The organism is Streptomyces sp. NPDC090083, from assembly GCF_044747445.1.
Lineage (GTDB): Bacteria > Actinomycetota > Actinomycetes > Streptomycetales > Streptomycetaceae > Streptomyces.
The window spans coordinates 67,803-82,761 of the sequence record NZ_JBIVED010000007.1; the positions used below are offsets into that span (position 1 = coordinate 67,803).

The following is a 14,959-nucleotide window of genomic DNA, read 5'->3' on the forward strand; positions in this document are numbered from 1 at the left end:
AAGTGTCCGACAGGGAACCGCCGCGCCGCCGCGTACCAGGACCGGCCAGGCCCGAACGGCCGGAAGGGGGCGGCACCCCCCGGCGCCGCCCGGCCTCCGGCGCCCGCCCCGCCCGCCGGCCGGCCTCGCCCCCGGCGTACTCCTCCGGCCGCCCCGCGGGCCCGCGCTCCCTCCGGCTCGGCAGCCCCCGCCCCCGGCTGCGCATGATCAGCCTGGCGCTGACCCTCGTCCTGATCGCCTTCGTCGTACGGCTGCTGCAGGTGCAGGCGGTCGACGCGAGCGCGTACGCCGCCAAGGCCGCGCAGAACCGGTACGTCGACTACGTCCTGGCCGCCGAGCGCGGCGAGATCACCGACCGCTCCGGGGTCGCGCTGGCGACCAGCGTCGACGCGTACACGATCACCGCCGACCCGACGCTGTTCACCCGCAAGCAGCTGAAGGTCGACGACGGGCCCGAGCAGGCCGCCGCACTCCTCGCCCCGATCCTCGGCGTGGACCAGGCCTCCGTCGTCAAGAAGCTCAGGCCCGCGAACAAGAACCTGCGCTATGTGGTGCTCGCCAACCGGCAGACCCCGCAGGTCTGGAAGCAGATCAAGGACCTGAAGAGCGCGCTCACCACCAAGTCCTCGACCGACCCCACCACGGTCAACGTCCTGGCCGGTGTCCTCGCCGTCCCCACCACCAAGCGCGTGTACCCGAACGGCGATCTCGCCGCCGGGATACTGGGCTGGGTCAACGCCGACGGCAAGGGCGGCGGCGGGGTCGAGCAGCAGCTGAACAAGGACCTCACGGGCAAGGACGGCAAGGTCCGCTACGCCCAGTCCGGCGGTGTCCAGGTGCCGACCGCGGGCTCCACGGAGACTCCGGCGGTGCCGGGTTCCGACGTCGAGCTGACGATCGACCGGGACATCCAGTGGGCCGCGCAGAACGCCATCACCGAGCAGGTGAAGAAGTCCAAGGCGGACCGCGGGTACGTGATAGTGCAGGACACCCGCACCGGCGAGATCCTGGCCATGGCCAACGCGCCCGGCTTCGACCCGAACGACCTCGCGCAGGCCAACGCGGCCTCCCTGGGCAACGCGGCCCTCCAGGACGCCTACGAGCCCGGCTCCACCGCCAAGGTCATGACGATGGCCGCCGTGCTCCAGGAGAACGCGGCGACCCCGCTGACGCATGTCGTCGTGCCGAACCGGCTGCACAGGGGCGACCGGCTCTTCCAGGACGACGTGGACCACGCGACCTGGAACCTGACCCTCAACGGCGTGCTCGCGAAGTCCAGCAACATCGGCACCATCGAGGCGGCCGGCCAGCTCGGCAAGACCCAGGGCCAGGCCAACGAGGTCCTGTACTCGTATCTGCGCAAGTTCGGCATCGGCAGCTACAGCGGGCTGAACTTCCCCGGCGAGACCCGGGGCATCCTCGCGCCCGCCTCCAAGTGGTCGACCTCGCAGCAGTACACGATTCCTTTCGGCCAGGGCATGTCCCTCAACGCCCTCCAGGCGGCCTCCGTGTACTCGACGGTCGCCAACGGCGGTGTCCGGATCGAGCCCACGCTGGTGCGCGGCACGAAGGGGCCCGACGGCCGCTTCACCCCCGCGGCGACGCCCAAGAAGACCCGGGTCATCAGCGCGAAGACGGCGAAGACCCTCGCCCAGATGCTGGAGTCCGTGGTGGACGACGAACAGGGCACGGGCGGTAAGGCCGCCATTCCGGGGTACCGGGTGGCAGGCAAGACCGGCACCGCCAACCGCGTGGATCCGGCCACCGGCAAGTACAAGGGATACACCTCGTCGTTCGCCGGGTTCGCGCCCGCCGACAACCCCCGCATCACCGTCTACTGCGCGATCCAGAACGCCACCAGCGGAAGCTACTTCGGCGGTCAGATCTGCGGACCGATCTACAAGCAGGTGATGGAGTTCGCCCTCAAGACCCTCCAGGTCCCGCCCACCGGGGCCAAGGCCGCGAATCTGCCCGTGACCTTCACGCCCTGATCAGCGCAACAGCCAGGAACCGATCCGTGACCATGATCACCTCCCAGTCCGGGAACCAGGGCGAGCCCCGCCCCTCACTTCGCTCGGGGGCCGGTGCGCCCGGTACGCTCACCGCCGTGCCAACCGCCGATCAGTCCCAAACCCCCCAGAAGGGCGTATCCGTGACATACCCGGGGCCGCCCAGGCCGGCGCAGCTCTCCGCCACATCCCTCGCGGACCTCGCCGCCCAACTGGGCACCGCCGCGCCGACGACGAGCGCCGAGGTCACGGGCATCACCCATGACTCGCGCGCCGTCCGCCCCGGCGACCTGTACGCCGCCCTGCCCGGCGCCCGCCTGCACGGCGCCGACTTCGTCACCCAGGCGGCCGGCCTCGGCGCCGTCGCCGTCCTGACGGACCCGGCCGGCGCCGACCGCGCCGCCGCGACGGGCCTGCCCGTCCTGGTCGTGGAGGATCCGCGCGGGCGGATGGGCGAGCTGGCGGCCACGATCTACGGCCACCCCGGCCGCGATCTGCTCCAGATCGGGATCACCGGCACCTCCGGCAAGACCACCACCGCCTACCTCGTGGAGGGCGGCCTGAAAACCGTCCGGTCCACCGGTCTGATCGGCACGGTCGAGACGCGCATCGGCGACGAGCGCATCAAGTCGGAGCGCACCACCCCCGAAGCCACCGACCTCCAGGCCCTGTTCGCGGTCATGCTGGAGCGCGGGGTCGACGCGGTCGCCATGGAGGTCTCCAGCCACGCGCTGGTCCTCGGCCGGGTCGACGCCTGCGTCTTCGACATCGCCGTCTTCACCAACCTCAGCCCGGAACACATGGAGTTCCACTCGGGCATGGAGGACTACTTCCAGGCCAAGGCGCAGCTGTTCACCCCGCTGCGCAGCCGGCAGGGCGTGGTCAACCTCGACGACGAGTACGGCCGCAGGCTCGTCGCCGAGGCCACGGTTCCCGTGACGACCTACTCCGCCGAGGGCCACCCGGACGCCGACTGGCGCGCCGAGGACGTCGAAGTCGGCCCGATGGACTCCACGTTCACCGCGGTCGGCCCCAAGGGCGAGCTGATCACGGCCCGTTCGCCGCTGGCCGGCTCCTTCAACGTGGCCAACACCCTCGCCGCGATCGCCGCCCTGGCCACCGCGGGCCTCGACCCGCAGCTCGCCGCCGACGGCATCGCCGCGGTACCGGGCGTGCCGGGCCGGCTGGAGCGCGTGGACGCCGGGCAGCCGTATCTCGCGGTCGTCGACTACGCCCACAAGACGGACGCCGTCGAATCGGTTCTCCGCGCGCTGCGCAAGGTCACCGAGGGCAAGGTGCACGTCGTGCTCGGCTGCGGCGGGGACCGGGACACCACCAAGCGGGAGCCGATGGGCGCCGCGGTGGCCCGGCTCGCCGACACCGCCGTACTGACCTCCGACAACCCCCGCTCCGAGGACCCCCTCGCGATCCTCGCCACCATGCTCCAGGGCGCGGCCTCCGTGCCCGCGCACGAGCGCGGCGAGGTCCAGGTCTTCGAAGACCGGGCCGCCGCCATCGCCGCCGCCGTCGCCCGCGCACAGCCGGGCGACACCGTGCTGGTCGCGGGCAAGGGCCACGAGCAGGGCCAGGACATCGCCGGAGTGGTCCGTCCCTTCGACGACCGCCAGGTGCTTCGCGAAGCCATCCAGAACACCCAGGGATGAAAATCCTGAAGACCCAGGGGATGAACTTGTGATCGCCCTCTCCCTCGCCGAGATCGCAGAAGTCGTCGGCGGGCAGACGCACGACATACCGGATCCGTCCGTCCAGGTCACCGGCCCGGTGGTCCGCGACTCCCGGGAAGTGGAACCAGGCACCCTCTTCGTCGCCTTCGTCGGCGAACGCGTCGACGGCCACGACTTCGCGGAAGCGGTCGTCGAGGCGGGCGCGGTGGCCCTGCTGGCGTCCCGCCCGGTCGGCGTCCCCGCGATCGTCGTGGACGACGTCCAGAGCGCCCTGGGCGCCCTCGCCCGCCATGTCGTACGGCGCCTCGGCACGACGCTCGTGGCCCTGACCGGCTCGGCGGGCAAGACCAGCACCAAGGACCTCATCGCGCAGGTCCTCTCGCGCAAGGCGCCCACGGTGTTCACGCCGGGATCGTTCAACAACGAGATCGGGCTGCCGCTGACCGCGCTGAGCGCCACCGCCGAGACGAGGTTCCTCGTCCTGGAGATGGGCGCCCGCGGAATCGGTCACATCCGCTATCTCACGGATCTGACGCCCCCGCGGATCGGCCTCGTCCTCAACGTCGGCACCGCCCACATCGGCGAGTTCGGCGGCCGGGAGCAGATCGCGCAGGCAAAGGGCGAACTCGTGGAAGCCCTCCCTCCGGCCGAGGACGGCGGCGCCGCGATCCTCAACGCGGACGATCCGCTCGTACGGGCCATGGCGTCCCGTACGAAGGCGAAGGTGATCCTTTTCGGAGAGTCCGGCGAAGCGGACGTTCGGGCCGAGAACGTGAGACTCACGGACAGCGGACAGCCCGCCTTCAGCCTTCACACACCCTCCGGGTGCAGCGAAGTGACCATGCGCCTGTACGGTGAGCACCACGTGTCGAACGCGCTCGCCGCGGCCGCCGTCGCCCATGAGCTGGGCATGTCCGCAGACGAGATCGCCACCGCGCTCTCCGAGGCGGGCTCCCTCTCCCGCTGGCGGATGGAGGTCACCGAGCGTTCGGACGGCGTGACCATCGTCAACGACGCCTACAACGCGAACCCCGAGTCCATGCGAGCCGCCTTGCGCGCGCTCGCGGCCATGGGCAAGGGACGCAGGACGTGGGCGGTGCTCGGCAAGATGGCCGAGCTCGGGGACGAGGCGCTCGCCGAGCACGACGCGGTCGGACGGCTGGCCGTCCGGCTCAATGTCGGCAAGCTCGTCGCGGTCGGGGGCAGGGAAGCGTCCTGGCTGCAACTGGGCGCATATAACGAGGGTTCGTGGGGTGAGGAGTCGGTGCACGTGTCCGACGCACAGGCGGCGGTCGACCTGTTGCGCAGCGAGTTGCGCCCGGGAGACGTCGTTCTCGTGAAGGCGTCCCGGTCGGTCGGGCTCGAGAGCGTGGCGCAGGCGCTCATCGAGACCGGTGCCGAGGGTGAGGTTGCCGCCCGATGATGAAGCAGATCCTGTTCTCAGGAGTCATCGGCCTGTTCCTGACCCTGGTGGGCACCCCGCTGCTGATCAAGCTGCTGGCCCGCAAGGGCTACGGCCAGTACATCCGCGACGACGGCCCGCGCGAGCACGCGAGCAAGCGCGGTACGCCGACGATGGGCGGTATCGCGTTCATCTTCGCGACGGTCGCCGCCTACTTCCTGTCCAAGGTCATCACCGGTTACACGCCGACCTACTCGGGTCTGCTGGTGCTCGGTCTGATGGTGGGCATGGGCCTGGTCGGCTTCCTGGACGACTACATCAAGATCGTCAAGCGGCGTTCGCTCGGCCTGCGGGCCAAGGCGAAGATGGCCGGCCAGCTCATCGTGGGCATCAGCTTCGCGGTGCTGTCGTTGCAGTTCGCGGACGCCCGCGGCAACACCCCGGCCTCCACGAAGCTGTCGTTCATCACGGACTTCGGCTGGAAGATCGGCCCGATCCTGTTCGTGATCTGGGCGCTGTTCATGATCCTCGCGATGTCGAACGGCGTGAACCTGACGGACGGTCTGGACGGCCTGGCCACCGGCGCCTCCGTGCTGGTCTTCGGCGCCTACACCTTCATCGGTGTCTGGCAGTTCCAGGAGTCCTGCGCCAACGCGACGACCCTGACCAACCCGAACGCCTGCTACGAGGTGCGCGATCCGCTCGACCTCGCGGTCGTCGCCTCCGCGCTGATGGGCGCCTGCCTGGGCTTCCTGTGGTGGAACACCTCGCCGGCCAAGATCTTCATGGGGGACACCGGTTCGCTGGCCCTCGGCGGTGTCCTCACCGGTCTGGCGATCCTCTCCCGCACCGAGCTGCTGGTCGCCATCATGGGCGGTCTCTTCGTCCTCATCACGATGTCGGTGGTCATCCAGGTCGGCTCGTTCAAGCTCACCGGCAAGCGGGTCTTCCGCATGGCCCCGCTCCAGCACCACTTCGAACTCAAGGGCTGGTCCGAAGTGCTCGTGGTGGTCCGTTTCTGGATCATCCAGGGCATCTGCGTGATCGTCGGCCTGGGCCTCTTCTACGCGGGATGGGCAGCGGAAAAGTGACCGATGGGCAGGGGCTCTCCTTCGAGGGCAAGCACGTCACCGTCGCCGGACTCGGTGTCTCCGGGATCCCGGCGGCCAAGGTCCTGCACGGACTCGGCGCGCGCGTCACGGTCGTCAACGACGGCGACGACGAGCGCTCCCGGGCCCAGGCGGCCGACCTGGAGGCGCTCGGCGTCACCGTGCGGCTCGGCGACGGATCGTCCCTGCCCGACGGCACCGAACTGATCGTCACCACCCCCGGCTGGCAGCCCGGCAAGCCGCTGTTCACGGCGGCCCGTGAGGCGGGCGTTCCGGTCTGGGGGGACGTGGAGCTGGCCTGGCGGCTGCGCGGCCCCGGGGCGGCCCCCTGGCTGGCCGTCACCGGCACCAACGGCAAGACCACCACCGTCCAGATGCTCGCCTCCATCCTGAAGGCGGGCGGCCTGCGCACGGCGGCGGTCGGCAACATCGGCGTCTCGGTCCTGGACGCCGTCCTCGGAGACGAGCAGTACGACGTCCTCGCCGTCGAACTCTCCAGCTACCAGCTCCACTGGGCGCCCTCGCTGCGCGCCCACTCGGCCGCCGTCCTGAACCTGGCGCCCGACCACCTCGACTGGCACGGCTCTATGGAGGCGTATGCCGCCGACAAGGGCCGTATCTACGAAGGCAATCAGGTCGCCTGCGTCTACAACGTCGCCGACAGGGCCACCGAGGACCTCGTCCGCGCGGCCGACGTCGAGGAGGGCTGCCGGGCGATCGGGTTCACCCTCGGAAGCCCCGCGCCCTCCCAACTCGGCGTCGTGGACGGCATCCTGGTGGACCGTGCCTTCGTCGAGGACCGGCAGAAGAACGCGCAGGAACTCGCCGAGGTCGCGGACGTCGACCCGCCGGCCCCGCACAACATCGCCAACGCCCTTGCCGCGGCAGCCCTCGCGCGCGCCTTCGGGGTGCCCGCCAAGGCCGTACGGGACGGACTGCGGGCCTTCACGCCCGACGCGCACCGGATCGCGCACGTGGCCGACGTGGACGGCGTCGCGTACATCGACGACTCCAAGGCCACCAACACCCACGCGGCGGAAGCCTCGTTGGCGGCCTACGAGTCGATCGTGTGGATCGCCGGGGGACTCGCCAAGGGCGCCACCTTCGACGAACTCGTCGCCAAGTCGGCCAAGCGCCTCCGGGGCGTGGTGCTCATCGGCGCCGATCGCGCCCTGATCCGTGAAGCCCTCGCGCGACACGCGCCGGAAGTACCCGTCGTCGACCTCGACCGGACCGACACTGGGGCGATGCTCGCGGCTGTCCAGGAGGCACAGCGACTCGCCGCCGCCGGCGACACGGTGCTTCTGGCCCCGGCCTGCGCCTCCATGGACATGTTCGCCAACTACACCAAGCGCGGTGACGCGTTCGCCCAGGCGGTTCGCGAACTCGGCGCCTGACCGACGCAAGCGGAGGCGCTGATGCCCAGTAGCCGTACCGGCCGGCCGCCCGTGCAGCAGCGGCCCCCCAGACGTCCCGCAGCCGCCAGGACCGTACGCGACAACCCCGTACGACGGCTCTACGCCAACGCCCGCCGGGCCTGGGACCGGCCGCTGACCGCCTACTACCTGATCGCCGGCGGCAGCGTGCTGATCACCGTGCTCGGTCTGGTGATGGTCTACTCGGCCTCCCAGATCACGGCGCTCCAACTCTCCCTGCCCGGCTCGTACTTCTTCCGCAAGCAGTTCCTCGCGGCCTGTATCGGCGGGGTCTTGGCGCTGGCCGCCTCGCGGATGCCGGTCAAGCTGCACCGGGCGCTGGCCTATCCGATCCTCGCGGGCGCCGTCTTCATGATGGCGCTGGTGCAGCTGCCGGGGATAGGGATGTCGGTCAACGGCAACCGCAACTGGATCTCGCTGGGCGGCTCCTTCCAGATCCAGCCCAGCGAGTTCGGCAAGCTGGCCCTCGTGCTGTGGGGCGCCGACCTGCTCGCCCGCAAGCAGGACAAGGCGATGCTGTCCCAGTGGAAGCACATGCTGGTGCCGCTGGTGCCGGTCGCGTTCATGCTGCTCGGGCTGATCATGCTCGGCGGCGACATGGGCACGGCGATCATCCTCACCGCGATCCTGTTCGGCCTGCTCTGGCTGGCCGGGGCGCCGACCCGGCTCTTCGCCGGGGTGCTGTCGATCGCGGCCGTGATCGGTGTGATCCTCATCAAGACCAGCCCCAACCGCATGGCCCGGCTCGCCTGCATCGGCGCCACCGAGCCGAAGACCGGGGTCGCCGACTGCTGGCAGGCCGTGCACGGGATCTACGCGCTCGCGTCCGGCGGGATCTTCGGCTCCGGGCTCGGGGCGAGTGTGGAGAAATGGGGTCAACTCCCCGAGGCCCACACCGACTTCATCTTCGCCGTCACCGGTGAGGAACTGGGTCTGGCGGGCACACTGTCCGTGCTCGCCCTCTTCGCGGCTCTAGGCTATGCGGGTATCCGCGTGGCCGGACGCACGGAGGACCCCTTCGTGAGGTATGCCGCGGGAGGCGTGACCACCTGGATCACCGCTCAGGCGGTGATCAACATCGGTGCGGTGCTCGGCCTGCTGCCGATCGCCGGCGTCCCGCTCCCGCTGTTCTCCTACGGGGGTTCCGCCCTGCTGCCGACCATGTTCGCCATCGGGTTGCTGATCGCCTTCGCGCGCGACGACCCCGCTGCGCGGGCGGCGCTTGCGATGCGGCAACCCCGCTTTGGTAGAAAGCGGGGGAGCGGGGGTACCGGTTCCGGCCAACGGCCCCGGAGATGGAACACGATGAGACGGCGTGCCTCGGCGGCGCGTTCGTCCGGAGAGCGGTGAATTTCGGTGCATGTCGTACTCGCCGGTGGGGGGACCGCCGGCCACATCGAGCCGGCGCTCGCCCTCGCGGACGCCCTGCGCAGGCAGGACCCCACCGTGGGGATCACGGCCCTGGGCACGGAGCGCGGACTTGAGACCCGTCTCGTACCCGAGCGGGGCTACGAACTCGCGCTGATCCCCGCCGTCCCGCTGCCGCGCAAGCCCACCCCGGAACTGATCACCGTGCCGGGCCGGCTGCGCGGCACGATCAAGGCCGCCGAGCAGATCCTGGAGCGCACCAAGGCGGACTGCGTCGTGGGCTTCGGCGGCTATGTGGCACTGCCCGGCTATCTCGCGGCCAAGCGCCTCGGGGTGCCGATCGTGATCCACGAGGCCAACGCCAGGCCCGGGTTGGCCAACAAGATCGGCTCGCGCTACGCGGCCAAGGTCGCCGTCTCGACCCCGGACAGCAAGCTGCGGGACGCCCGCTACATCGGCATCCCGCTGCGCCGCACGATCGCCACCCTGGACCGCGCGGCCGTACGGCCCGAGGCCCGGGCCGCGTTCGGCCTCGACCCGAACCTGCCGACGCTGCTGGTCTCCGGCGGCTCCCAGGGCGCCCGGCACCTCAACGAGGTGGTCGAGCGGGTCGCGCCGTACCTCCAGCAGGCCGGAATCCAGATCCTGCACGCGGTCGGCCCGAAGAACGAACTGCCGCAGGTGCACCAGATGCCGGGGATGCCCCCCTACATCCCGGTACCGTACGTGGACCGGATGGACCTCGCGTACGCCGCGGCCGACATGATGCTCTGCCGCGCGGGCGCGATGACCGTCGCCGAACTCTCCGCCGTCGGACTCCCGGCCGCCTACGTCCCGCTGCCCATCGGCAACGGCGAACAGCGGCTGAACGCCCAGCCGGTGGTCAAGGCCGGCGGCGGACTCCTGGTCGACGACGCGGAACTGACGCCCGAGTGGGTCCAGGGCAACGTCCTGCCCGTGCTCGCCGACCCGCACCGGCTGTACGAGATGTCGCGCGCGGCAAGCGAGTTCGGCCGCCGCGACGCCGACGACCTGCTCGTCGGCATGGTGTACGAGGCGATCGCCTCGCGGCACCGTTAGTCCTATGTGAGAGAGGCAGGGGAGCGTGGCCGGACCGAGCACCGCCGAACGCGGTGAACGCCAACAGGAGTCGTCCGGCCCGCCCCTTGTCCGGCGCCTGGGACGAAGGCGTCTTCGTCTGATTGTCGTACTCGCCCTCGCCGTCGTCGTGTTGGGCGCCGTCACGGTCTGGCTGCTCTACGGCTCCCAGTGGCTGCGGGTCGAGAAGGTGTCGGTCTCCGGCACCGAGGTCCTCACGCCCCAACAGGTGCGTGAAGCCGCCGGAGTTCCGGTCGGCGGACCGCTCGTCTCCGTCGACACCGACGCCATCGAAGCCCGCCTCCGCCGCGAACTGCCCCGCATCGACGCGGTGGACGTCGTCCGTTCCTGGCCACATGGAATCGGGCTGAAAGTGACCGAACGCATCCCGGTCCTGGTGGAGAAGAAGGGCGGGGAATACGTCGAAGTGGACGACGAGGGCGTGCGGTTCGCCACCGTCCCTACGCCGCCGAAGGCCGTCCCCACCCTCGAACTGGCGCTCTCGCGGTCGGGTTCGTCCGCGGCCGGCCTGCGCCGCTTCGGCGAGACCCGACTCGTCCGCGAGGCGGTACGGGTGGCAGGTGACATTCCGGCCGCGGTCGCCCGCACCACACAGGTCGTCAAGGTCCGTTCCTACGACGACATCTCGCTGGAGCTGACCGGTGGCCGGACCGTGGCATGGGGAAGCGGCGACAAGGGCGCCGCGAAGGCGCGTACGCTCACCGCTCTCATGAAAGCAGCTTCCGGCGCCCGGCACTTCGATGTCAGCGTTCCCACCGCCCCTGCGTCAGCCGGGAGTTGACGCACATTCGCGCAGGCCAGCACCCTGGTTGGGCAGCGCTACGGCTGATCACATAGGGTGAAAAGAAAAACGGGAGGTTCGGCGTGTTCGTTGAACGTGCGCCGCTTGTCGACTTAGTGTCCTGTTCAGAAGACTTCAAGGAACGGACACACTGGTAACCCTAAACTTCAACGTTAGGGTTCGGGTCGGCGCTACGGACCGTCCCATTCGGCATCCGTCGTCGGGTCGCGGAACACCGCGATCGACGACACGTAACTCGAGGCGAGAGGCCTTCGACGTGGCAGCACCGCAGAACTACCTCGCAGTCATCAAAGTCATCGGTGTCGGCGGCGGTGGTGTCAATGCCATCAACCGGATGATCGAGGTCGGTCTCAAGGGCGTCGAGTTCATCGCCATCAACACCGACGCGCAGGCGCTGTTGATGAGCGACGCCGACGTCAAACTCGACGTCGGCCGCGAACTCACCCGCGGACTCGGCGCCGGCGCCAACCCGGCCGTCGGCCGCAAGGCCGCCGAGGATCACCGCGAGGAGATCGAGGAGGTCCTCAAGGGGGCCGACATGGTCTTCGTGACGGCCGGCGAGGGTGGCGGCACCGGTACCGGCGGCGCCCCCGTCGTGGCCAACATCGCGCGCTCCCTGGGCGCCCTCACGATCGGCGTGGTCACCCGCCCGTTCACCTTCGAGGGACGGCGCCGGGCGAACCAGGCGGAGGACGGCATCGCCGAACTCCGCGAAGAGGTCGACACCCTCATCGTCATCCCGAACGACCGGCTGCTGTCCATCTCGGACCGCCAGGTCTCGGTCCTCGACGCCTTCAAGTCGGCGGACCAGGTCCTGCTCTCCGGTGTGCAGGGCATCACCGATCTCATCACCACGCCCGGCCTGATCAACCTCGACTTCGCCGACGTCAAGTCCGTGATGTCCGAGGCCGGTTCGGCCCTCATGGGCATCGGCTCGGCCCGCGGCGACGACCGCGCGGTGGCGGCGGCCGAGATGGCGATCTCCTCGCCGCTCCTCGAAGCCTCCATCGACGGCGCCCGCGGCGTCCTGCTCTCCATCTCCGGCGGCTCCGACCTCGGCCTGTTCGAGATCAACGAAGCGGCCCAGCTGGTCAGCGAGGCCGCCCACCCCGAGGCCAACATCATCTTCGGCGCCGTCATCGACGACGCCCTCGGCGACGAGGTCCGGGTCACGGTCATCGCGGCCGGCTTCGACGGCGGCCAGCCGCCGACCCGCCGCGAGACGGGCACCAGCTCGTCCTCGGCCCGCCGCGACGAGCCGACCCCGGTACGGCAGGAGAACCGTCCGTCCTTCGGCTCGCTCGGCAGCGTGAAGCCCAAGGAGGAGCCGGAGCCGGCCCCGGAGCCGGTCGCCGACCTCCCGGTCGCCCCGCCGGTCCCGCCGTCGCGGACCTACTCGGACAGCGCCGCCGAGGAGCTGGACGTACCGGACTTCCTGAAGTGATAGGACAGCTCGACACCGTGAGCGGCGCGCACTTCGCCTTCACCGACAGGTGGGGCGGGGTGAGCGCCGCTCCGTACGAGGAGCTCAACCTCGGCGGCGCGGTCGGCGACGACCCCGACGCCGTCCGCACCAACCGTGAACTGGCCGCCAAGGCACTGGGGCTTGACCCCGGCCTGGTGGTCTGGATGAACCAGGTGCACGGGGCCGACGTGGCGGTCGTCGAGGCGCCCTGGGGCGACTCGGACATCCCCTCCGTCGACGCGCTCGTCACCGCCCGGCGGGGTCTCGCCCTCGCCGTGCTGACCGCCGACTGCACTCCGGTCCTGCTCGCCGACCCGGTCGCCGGGATCGCGGGCGCGGCCCACGCCGGACGCCCGGGCATGGTCGCCGGGGTCGTCCCCGCCGCCGTACGGGCCATGGTCGAACTCGGTGCCGATCCCGCCCGGATCGTCGCCCGCACCGGACCCGCCGTCTGCGGCCGGTGCTACGAAGTGCCCGCCGACATGCGCGCCGACGTCGCCGCGGTGGAACCGGCGGCGCACGCCGAGACGAGTTGGGGCACTCCCGCGGTCGACGTGACCGCCGGCGCACACGCGCAGCTCGACCGGCTCGGGGTGCGCGACCGGGCGCAGTCGCCGGTGTGCACCCGTGAATCCGACGATCACTTCTCGTACCGCCGCGACCGGACCACCGGGCGGCTGGCGAGCTATGTCTGGCTGGACTGACGGGACATGACGGACCGTAGGGGCGAACTCGCCGCAAATCTGGCGAAAGTCGAGGAGCGCATCGCCGCCGCCTGTGCGGCGGCCGGGCGCAAGCGGGAAGAAGTGACCCTGATCGTGGTCACGAAGACCTATCCGGCGAGCGATGTGCGGATCCTGGCGGAACTCGGGGTGCGTCACGTCGCCGAGAACCGGGACCAGGACGCCGCGCCCAAGGCCGCCGAGTGCGCTGATCTGGCGCTGAGTTGGCACTTCGTCGGTCAGTTGCAGACCAACAAGGTGCGATCGGTGGCGGGTTACGCGGATGTCGTGCAGTCGGTCGACCGGGCCCGGCTCGTCACCGCGCTGTCGAAGGAGGCCGAGCGGACGGGGCGCCGGCTGGGCTGTCTCCTTCAGGTCGCGCTCGACGCGGGAGTGAGCGGGCGGGGCGAGCGGGGCGGCGTGGCGCCGGGCGGTGTCGGGGAGTTGGCCGATCTCGTCGCGGCGGCGCCGGGGCTGCGGCTCGACGGGCTGATGACCGTCGCTCCGCTCACCGGCGAGTACGCCGGACGCCAACAGGAGGCGTTCGGGCGGTTGATGGATTTGTCGACTGACCTGCGCCGAGCCCATCCGGCTGCGAACATGGTGTCCGCAGGGATGAGTGCGGACCTCGAACAGGCCGTGGCAGCCGGAGCGACACATGTACGCGTCGGCACTGCGGTACTCGGCGTGCGCCCCAGGCTCGGGTAACGTCGCCAGGAAGTCGGACCACAGCAGAAAATATGGTCAATGCCGCCGCAAGGCGGGCGTAACGACCTCGTGGATCGCGGGCACTTGGCAGTCGTCAGCCGATCCACCACAGAGCGGAGGACTCAGAGCATGGCCGGCGCGATGCGCAAGATGGCGGTCTACCTCGGCCTCGTGGAGGACGATGGGTACGACGGCCGGGGTTTCGACCCCGATGACGACTTCGAACCCGAACTGGACCCGGAGCCCGAGCGGGACCGTCGACGGCATGAGCCGTCACACCAGTCACACGGCTCGCATCAGTCCCAAAGGGACGAACCGGTACGAGTGGTGCAGCCTCCGGCTCCTCGTGACCCGGTGTCCCATTCCGCTTCCCTGGGTGCGGAATCAGGGCGTCCGGCGCGTATCGCGCCCGTGGCATCCATCACACAAGAACGCCAGTCCCTGGAGAAGAACGCACCGGTGATCATGCCCAAGGTCGTGTCGGAACGAGAGCCTTACCGGATCACCACGCTTCACCCCCGGACCTACAACGAGGCCCGTACCATCGGGGAACACTTCCGTGAAGGCACCCCGGTGATCATGAATCTGACTGAGATGGATGACACAGACGCGAAGCGACTTGTCGACTTTGCGGCCGGTTTGGTGTTTGGTCTTCACGGCAGCATCGAGCGGGTGACGCAGAAGGTGTTCCTGTTGTCGCCTGCTAACGTCGATGTCACGGCCGAGGACAAGGCCCGCATCGCAGAGGGCGGGTTCTTCAATCAGAGCTGAGACAGGCAGCCGCTAGGAAGCACGGAACAGGGGAGAGGGAAAGACAGACCATGAGCGTGTTCGCGCAGGTGATCTACATCGCGCTGATGGTGTTCCTCATCGTGCTCATCTTCCGGTTGGTCATGGACTACGTCTTTCAGTTCGCCCGCTCATGGCAACCCGGCAAGGCGATGGTGGTCGTTCTGGAGGCCGCCTACACTGTCACCGATCCACCGTTGAAGCTTCTGCGGCGGTTCATCCCGCCGTTGCGTCTCGGGGGCGTGGCGCTCGACCTGTCCTTCTTCGTCCTGATGATCATCGTCTACATCTTGATCTCTATCGTGGGCAATCTCGCGAGGTGACAGTGGACGATACGGTCTTGCC

The 14,959-nt window shown here is 69.8% G+C and carries 13 protein-coding genes; all 13 read left to right on the forward strand.

Going from position 1 to position 14,959, the window contains the following annotated elements:
- Positions 1-2: 2 nt before the first annotated feature.
- The 13 genes from ACIPTO_RS24635 (at position 3) to ACIPTO_RS24695 (ending at position 14,937) form a co-directional block, all read left to right on the forward strand.
- A complete protein-coding gene (locus ACIPTO_RS24635; protein WP_401195610.1) occupies positions 3-1,991 on the forward strand; it encodes a penicillin-binding transpeptidase domain-containing protein in 1,989 nt (662 codons plus the stop codon).
- A 161-nt stretch (positions 1,992-2,152) separates the two neighbouring features.
- Positions 2,153-3,673 (forward strand): UDP-N-acetylmuramoyl-L-alanyl-D-glutamate--2,6-diaminopimelate ligase, encoded by a 1,521-nt coding sequence (locus ACIPTO_RS24640; protein ID WP_401195612.1) that lies wholly within the window; start codon positions 2,153-2,155, stop codon positions 3,671-3,673.
- Positions 3,674-3,701: 28 nt separating this feature from the next.
- Positions 3,702-5,117: a UDP-N-acetylmuramoyl-tripeptide--D-alanyl-D-alanine ligase gene (gene murF / locus ACIPTO_RS24645; RefSeq protein WP_366319857.1), complete on the forward strand. Its 1,416-nt coding sequence runs from the start codon at positions 3,702-3,704 to the stop codon at positions 5,115-5,117.
- Entirely contained in the window at positions 5,117-6,187 is a 1,071-nt protein-coding gene (gene mraY, locus ACIPTO_RS24650) for a phospho-N-acetylmuramoyl-pentapeptide-transferase (RefSeq protein ID WP_366319999.1), read from the forward strand. The genes murF and mraY overlap by 1 nt, the downstream gene beginning before the upstream one ends.
- Positions 6,169-7,602, forward strand: coding sequence for a UDP-N-acetylmuramoyl-L-alanine--D-glutamate ligase (gene murD, locus ACIPTO_RS24655; RefSeq protein WP_401195615.1), 1,434 nt, complete (start codon positions 6,169-6,171; stop codon positions 7,600-7,602). The genes mraY and murD overlap by 19 nt, the downstream gene beginning before the upstream one ends.
- A 21-nt stretch (positions 7,603-7,623) precedes the next feature.
- Positions 7,624-8,991, forward strand: coding sequence for a putative lipid II flippase FtsW (gene ftsW, locus ACIPTO_RS24660; protein WP_366319853.1), 1,368 nt, complete (start codon positions 7,624-7,626; stop codon positions 8,989-8,991).
- A 6-nt stretch (positions 8,992-8,997) separates the two neighbouring features.
- Positions 8,998-10,089: an undecaprenyldiphospho-muramoylpentapeptide beta-N-acetylglucosaminyltransferase gene (gene murG / locus ACIPTO_RS24665; protein WP_366319851.1), complete on the forward strand. Its 1,092-nt coding sequence runs from the start codon at positions 8,998-9,000 to the stop codon at positions 10,087-10,089.
- A gap of 25 nt (positions 10,090-10,114) precedes the next feature.
- The gene (locus ACIPTO_RS24670; RefSeq protein ID WP_401195619.1) at positions 10,115-10,909 is read left to right on the forward strand and encodes a cell division protein FtsQ/DivIB; all 795 of its coding nucleotides are present in this window, start codon (positions 10,115-10,117) and stop codon (positions 10,907-10,909) included.
- A gap of 277 nt (positions 10,910-11,186) precedes the next feature.
- A complete protein-coding gene (gene ftsZ / locus ACIPTO_RS24675; RefSeq protein WP_366319847.1) occupies positions 11,187-12,374 on the forward strand; it encodes a cell division protein FtsZ in 1,188 nt (395 codons plus the stop codon).
- Positions 12,371-13,099 (forward strand): peptidoglycan editing factor PgeF, encoded by a 729-nt coding sequence (gene pgeF, locus ACIPTO_RS24680; protein WP_401195621.1) that lies wholly within the window; start codon positions 12,371-12,373, stop codon positions 13,097-13,099. The genes ftsZ and pgeF overlap by 4 nt, the downstream gene beginning before the upstream one ends.
- A 6-nt stretch (positions 13,100-13,105) precedes the next feature.
- Positions 13,106-13,825 (forward strand): YggS family pyridoxal phosphate-dependent enzyme, encoded by a 720-nt coding sequence (locus ACIPTO_RS24685; RefSeq protein WP_401195624.1) that lies wholly within the window; start codon positions 13,106-13,108, stop codon positions 13,823-13,825.
- 129 nt (positions 13,826-13,954) lie between these two features.
- Positions 13,955-14,596: a cell division protein SepF gene (locus tag ACIPTO_RS24690; protein WP_366319841.1), complete on the forward strand. Its 642-nt coding sequence runs from the start codon at positions 13,955-13,957 to the stop codon at positions 14,594-14,596.
- Positions 14,597-14,646: 50 nt separating this feature from the next.
- Complete coding sequence (locus ACIPTO_RS24695; RefSeq protein WP_019062316.1) at positions 14,647-14,937, forward strand: YggT family protein; 291 nt, start codon at positions 14,647-14,649, stop codon at positions 14,935-14,937.
- Positions 14,938-14,959: the final 22 nt, after the last annotated feature.

Excerpts from the sequence above, each read along its gene's own strand:
- mraY (WP_366319999.1), top strand. The coding sequence starts at position 5,117 with ATGAAGCAGATCCTGTTCTCAGGAGTCATCGGCCTGTTCCTGACCCTG.
- murD (WP_401195615.1), top strand. The coding sequence starts at position 6,169 with ATGGGCAGCGGAAAAGTGACCGATGGGCAGGGGCTCTCCTTCGAGGGC.
- ftsW (WP_366319853.1), top strand. The coding sequence starts at position 7,624 with ATGCCCAGTAGCCGTACCGGCCGGCCGCCCGTGCAGCAGCGGCCCCCC.
- ACIPTO_RS24685 (WP_401195624.1), top strand. The coding sequence starts at position 13,106 with ATGACGGACCGTAGGGGCGAACTCGCCGCAAATCTGGCGAAAGTCGAG.
- ACIPTO_RS24690 (WP_366319841.1), top strand. The coding sequence starts at position 13,955 with ATGGCCGGCGCGATGCGCAAGATGGCGGTCTACCTCGGCCTCGTGGAG.
- ACIPTO_RS24695 (WP_019062316.1), top strand. The coding sequence starts at position 14,647 with ATGAGCGTGTTCGCGCAGGTGATCTACATCGCGCTGATGGTGTTCCTC.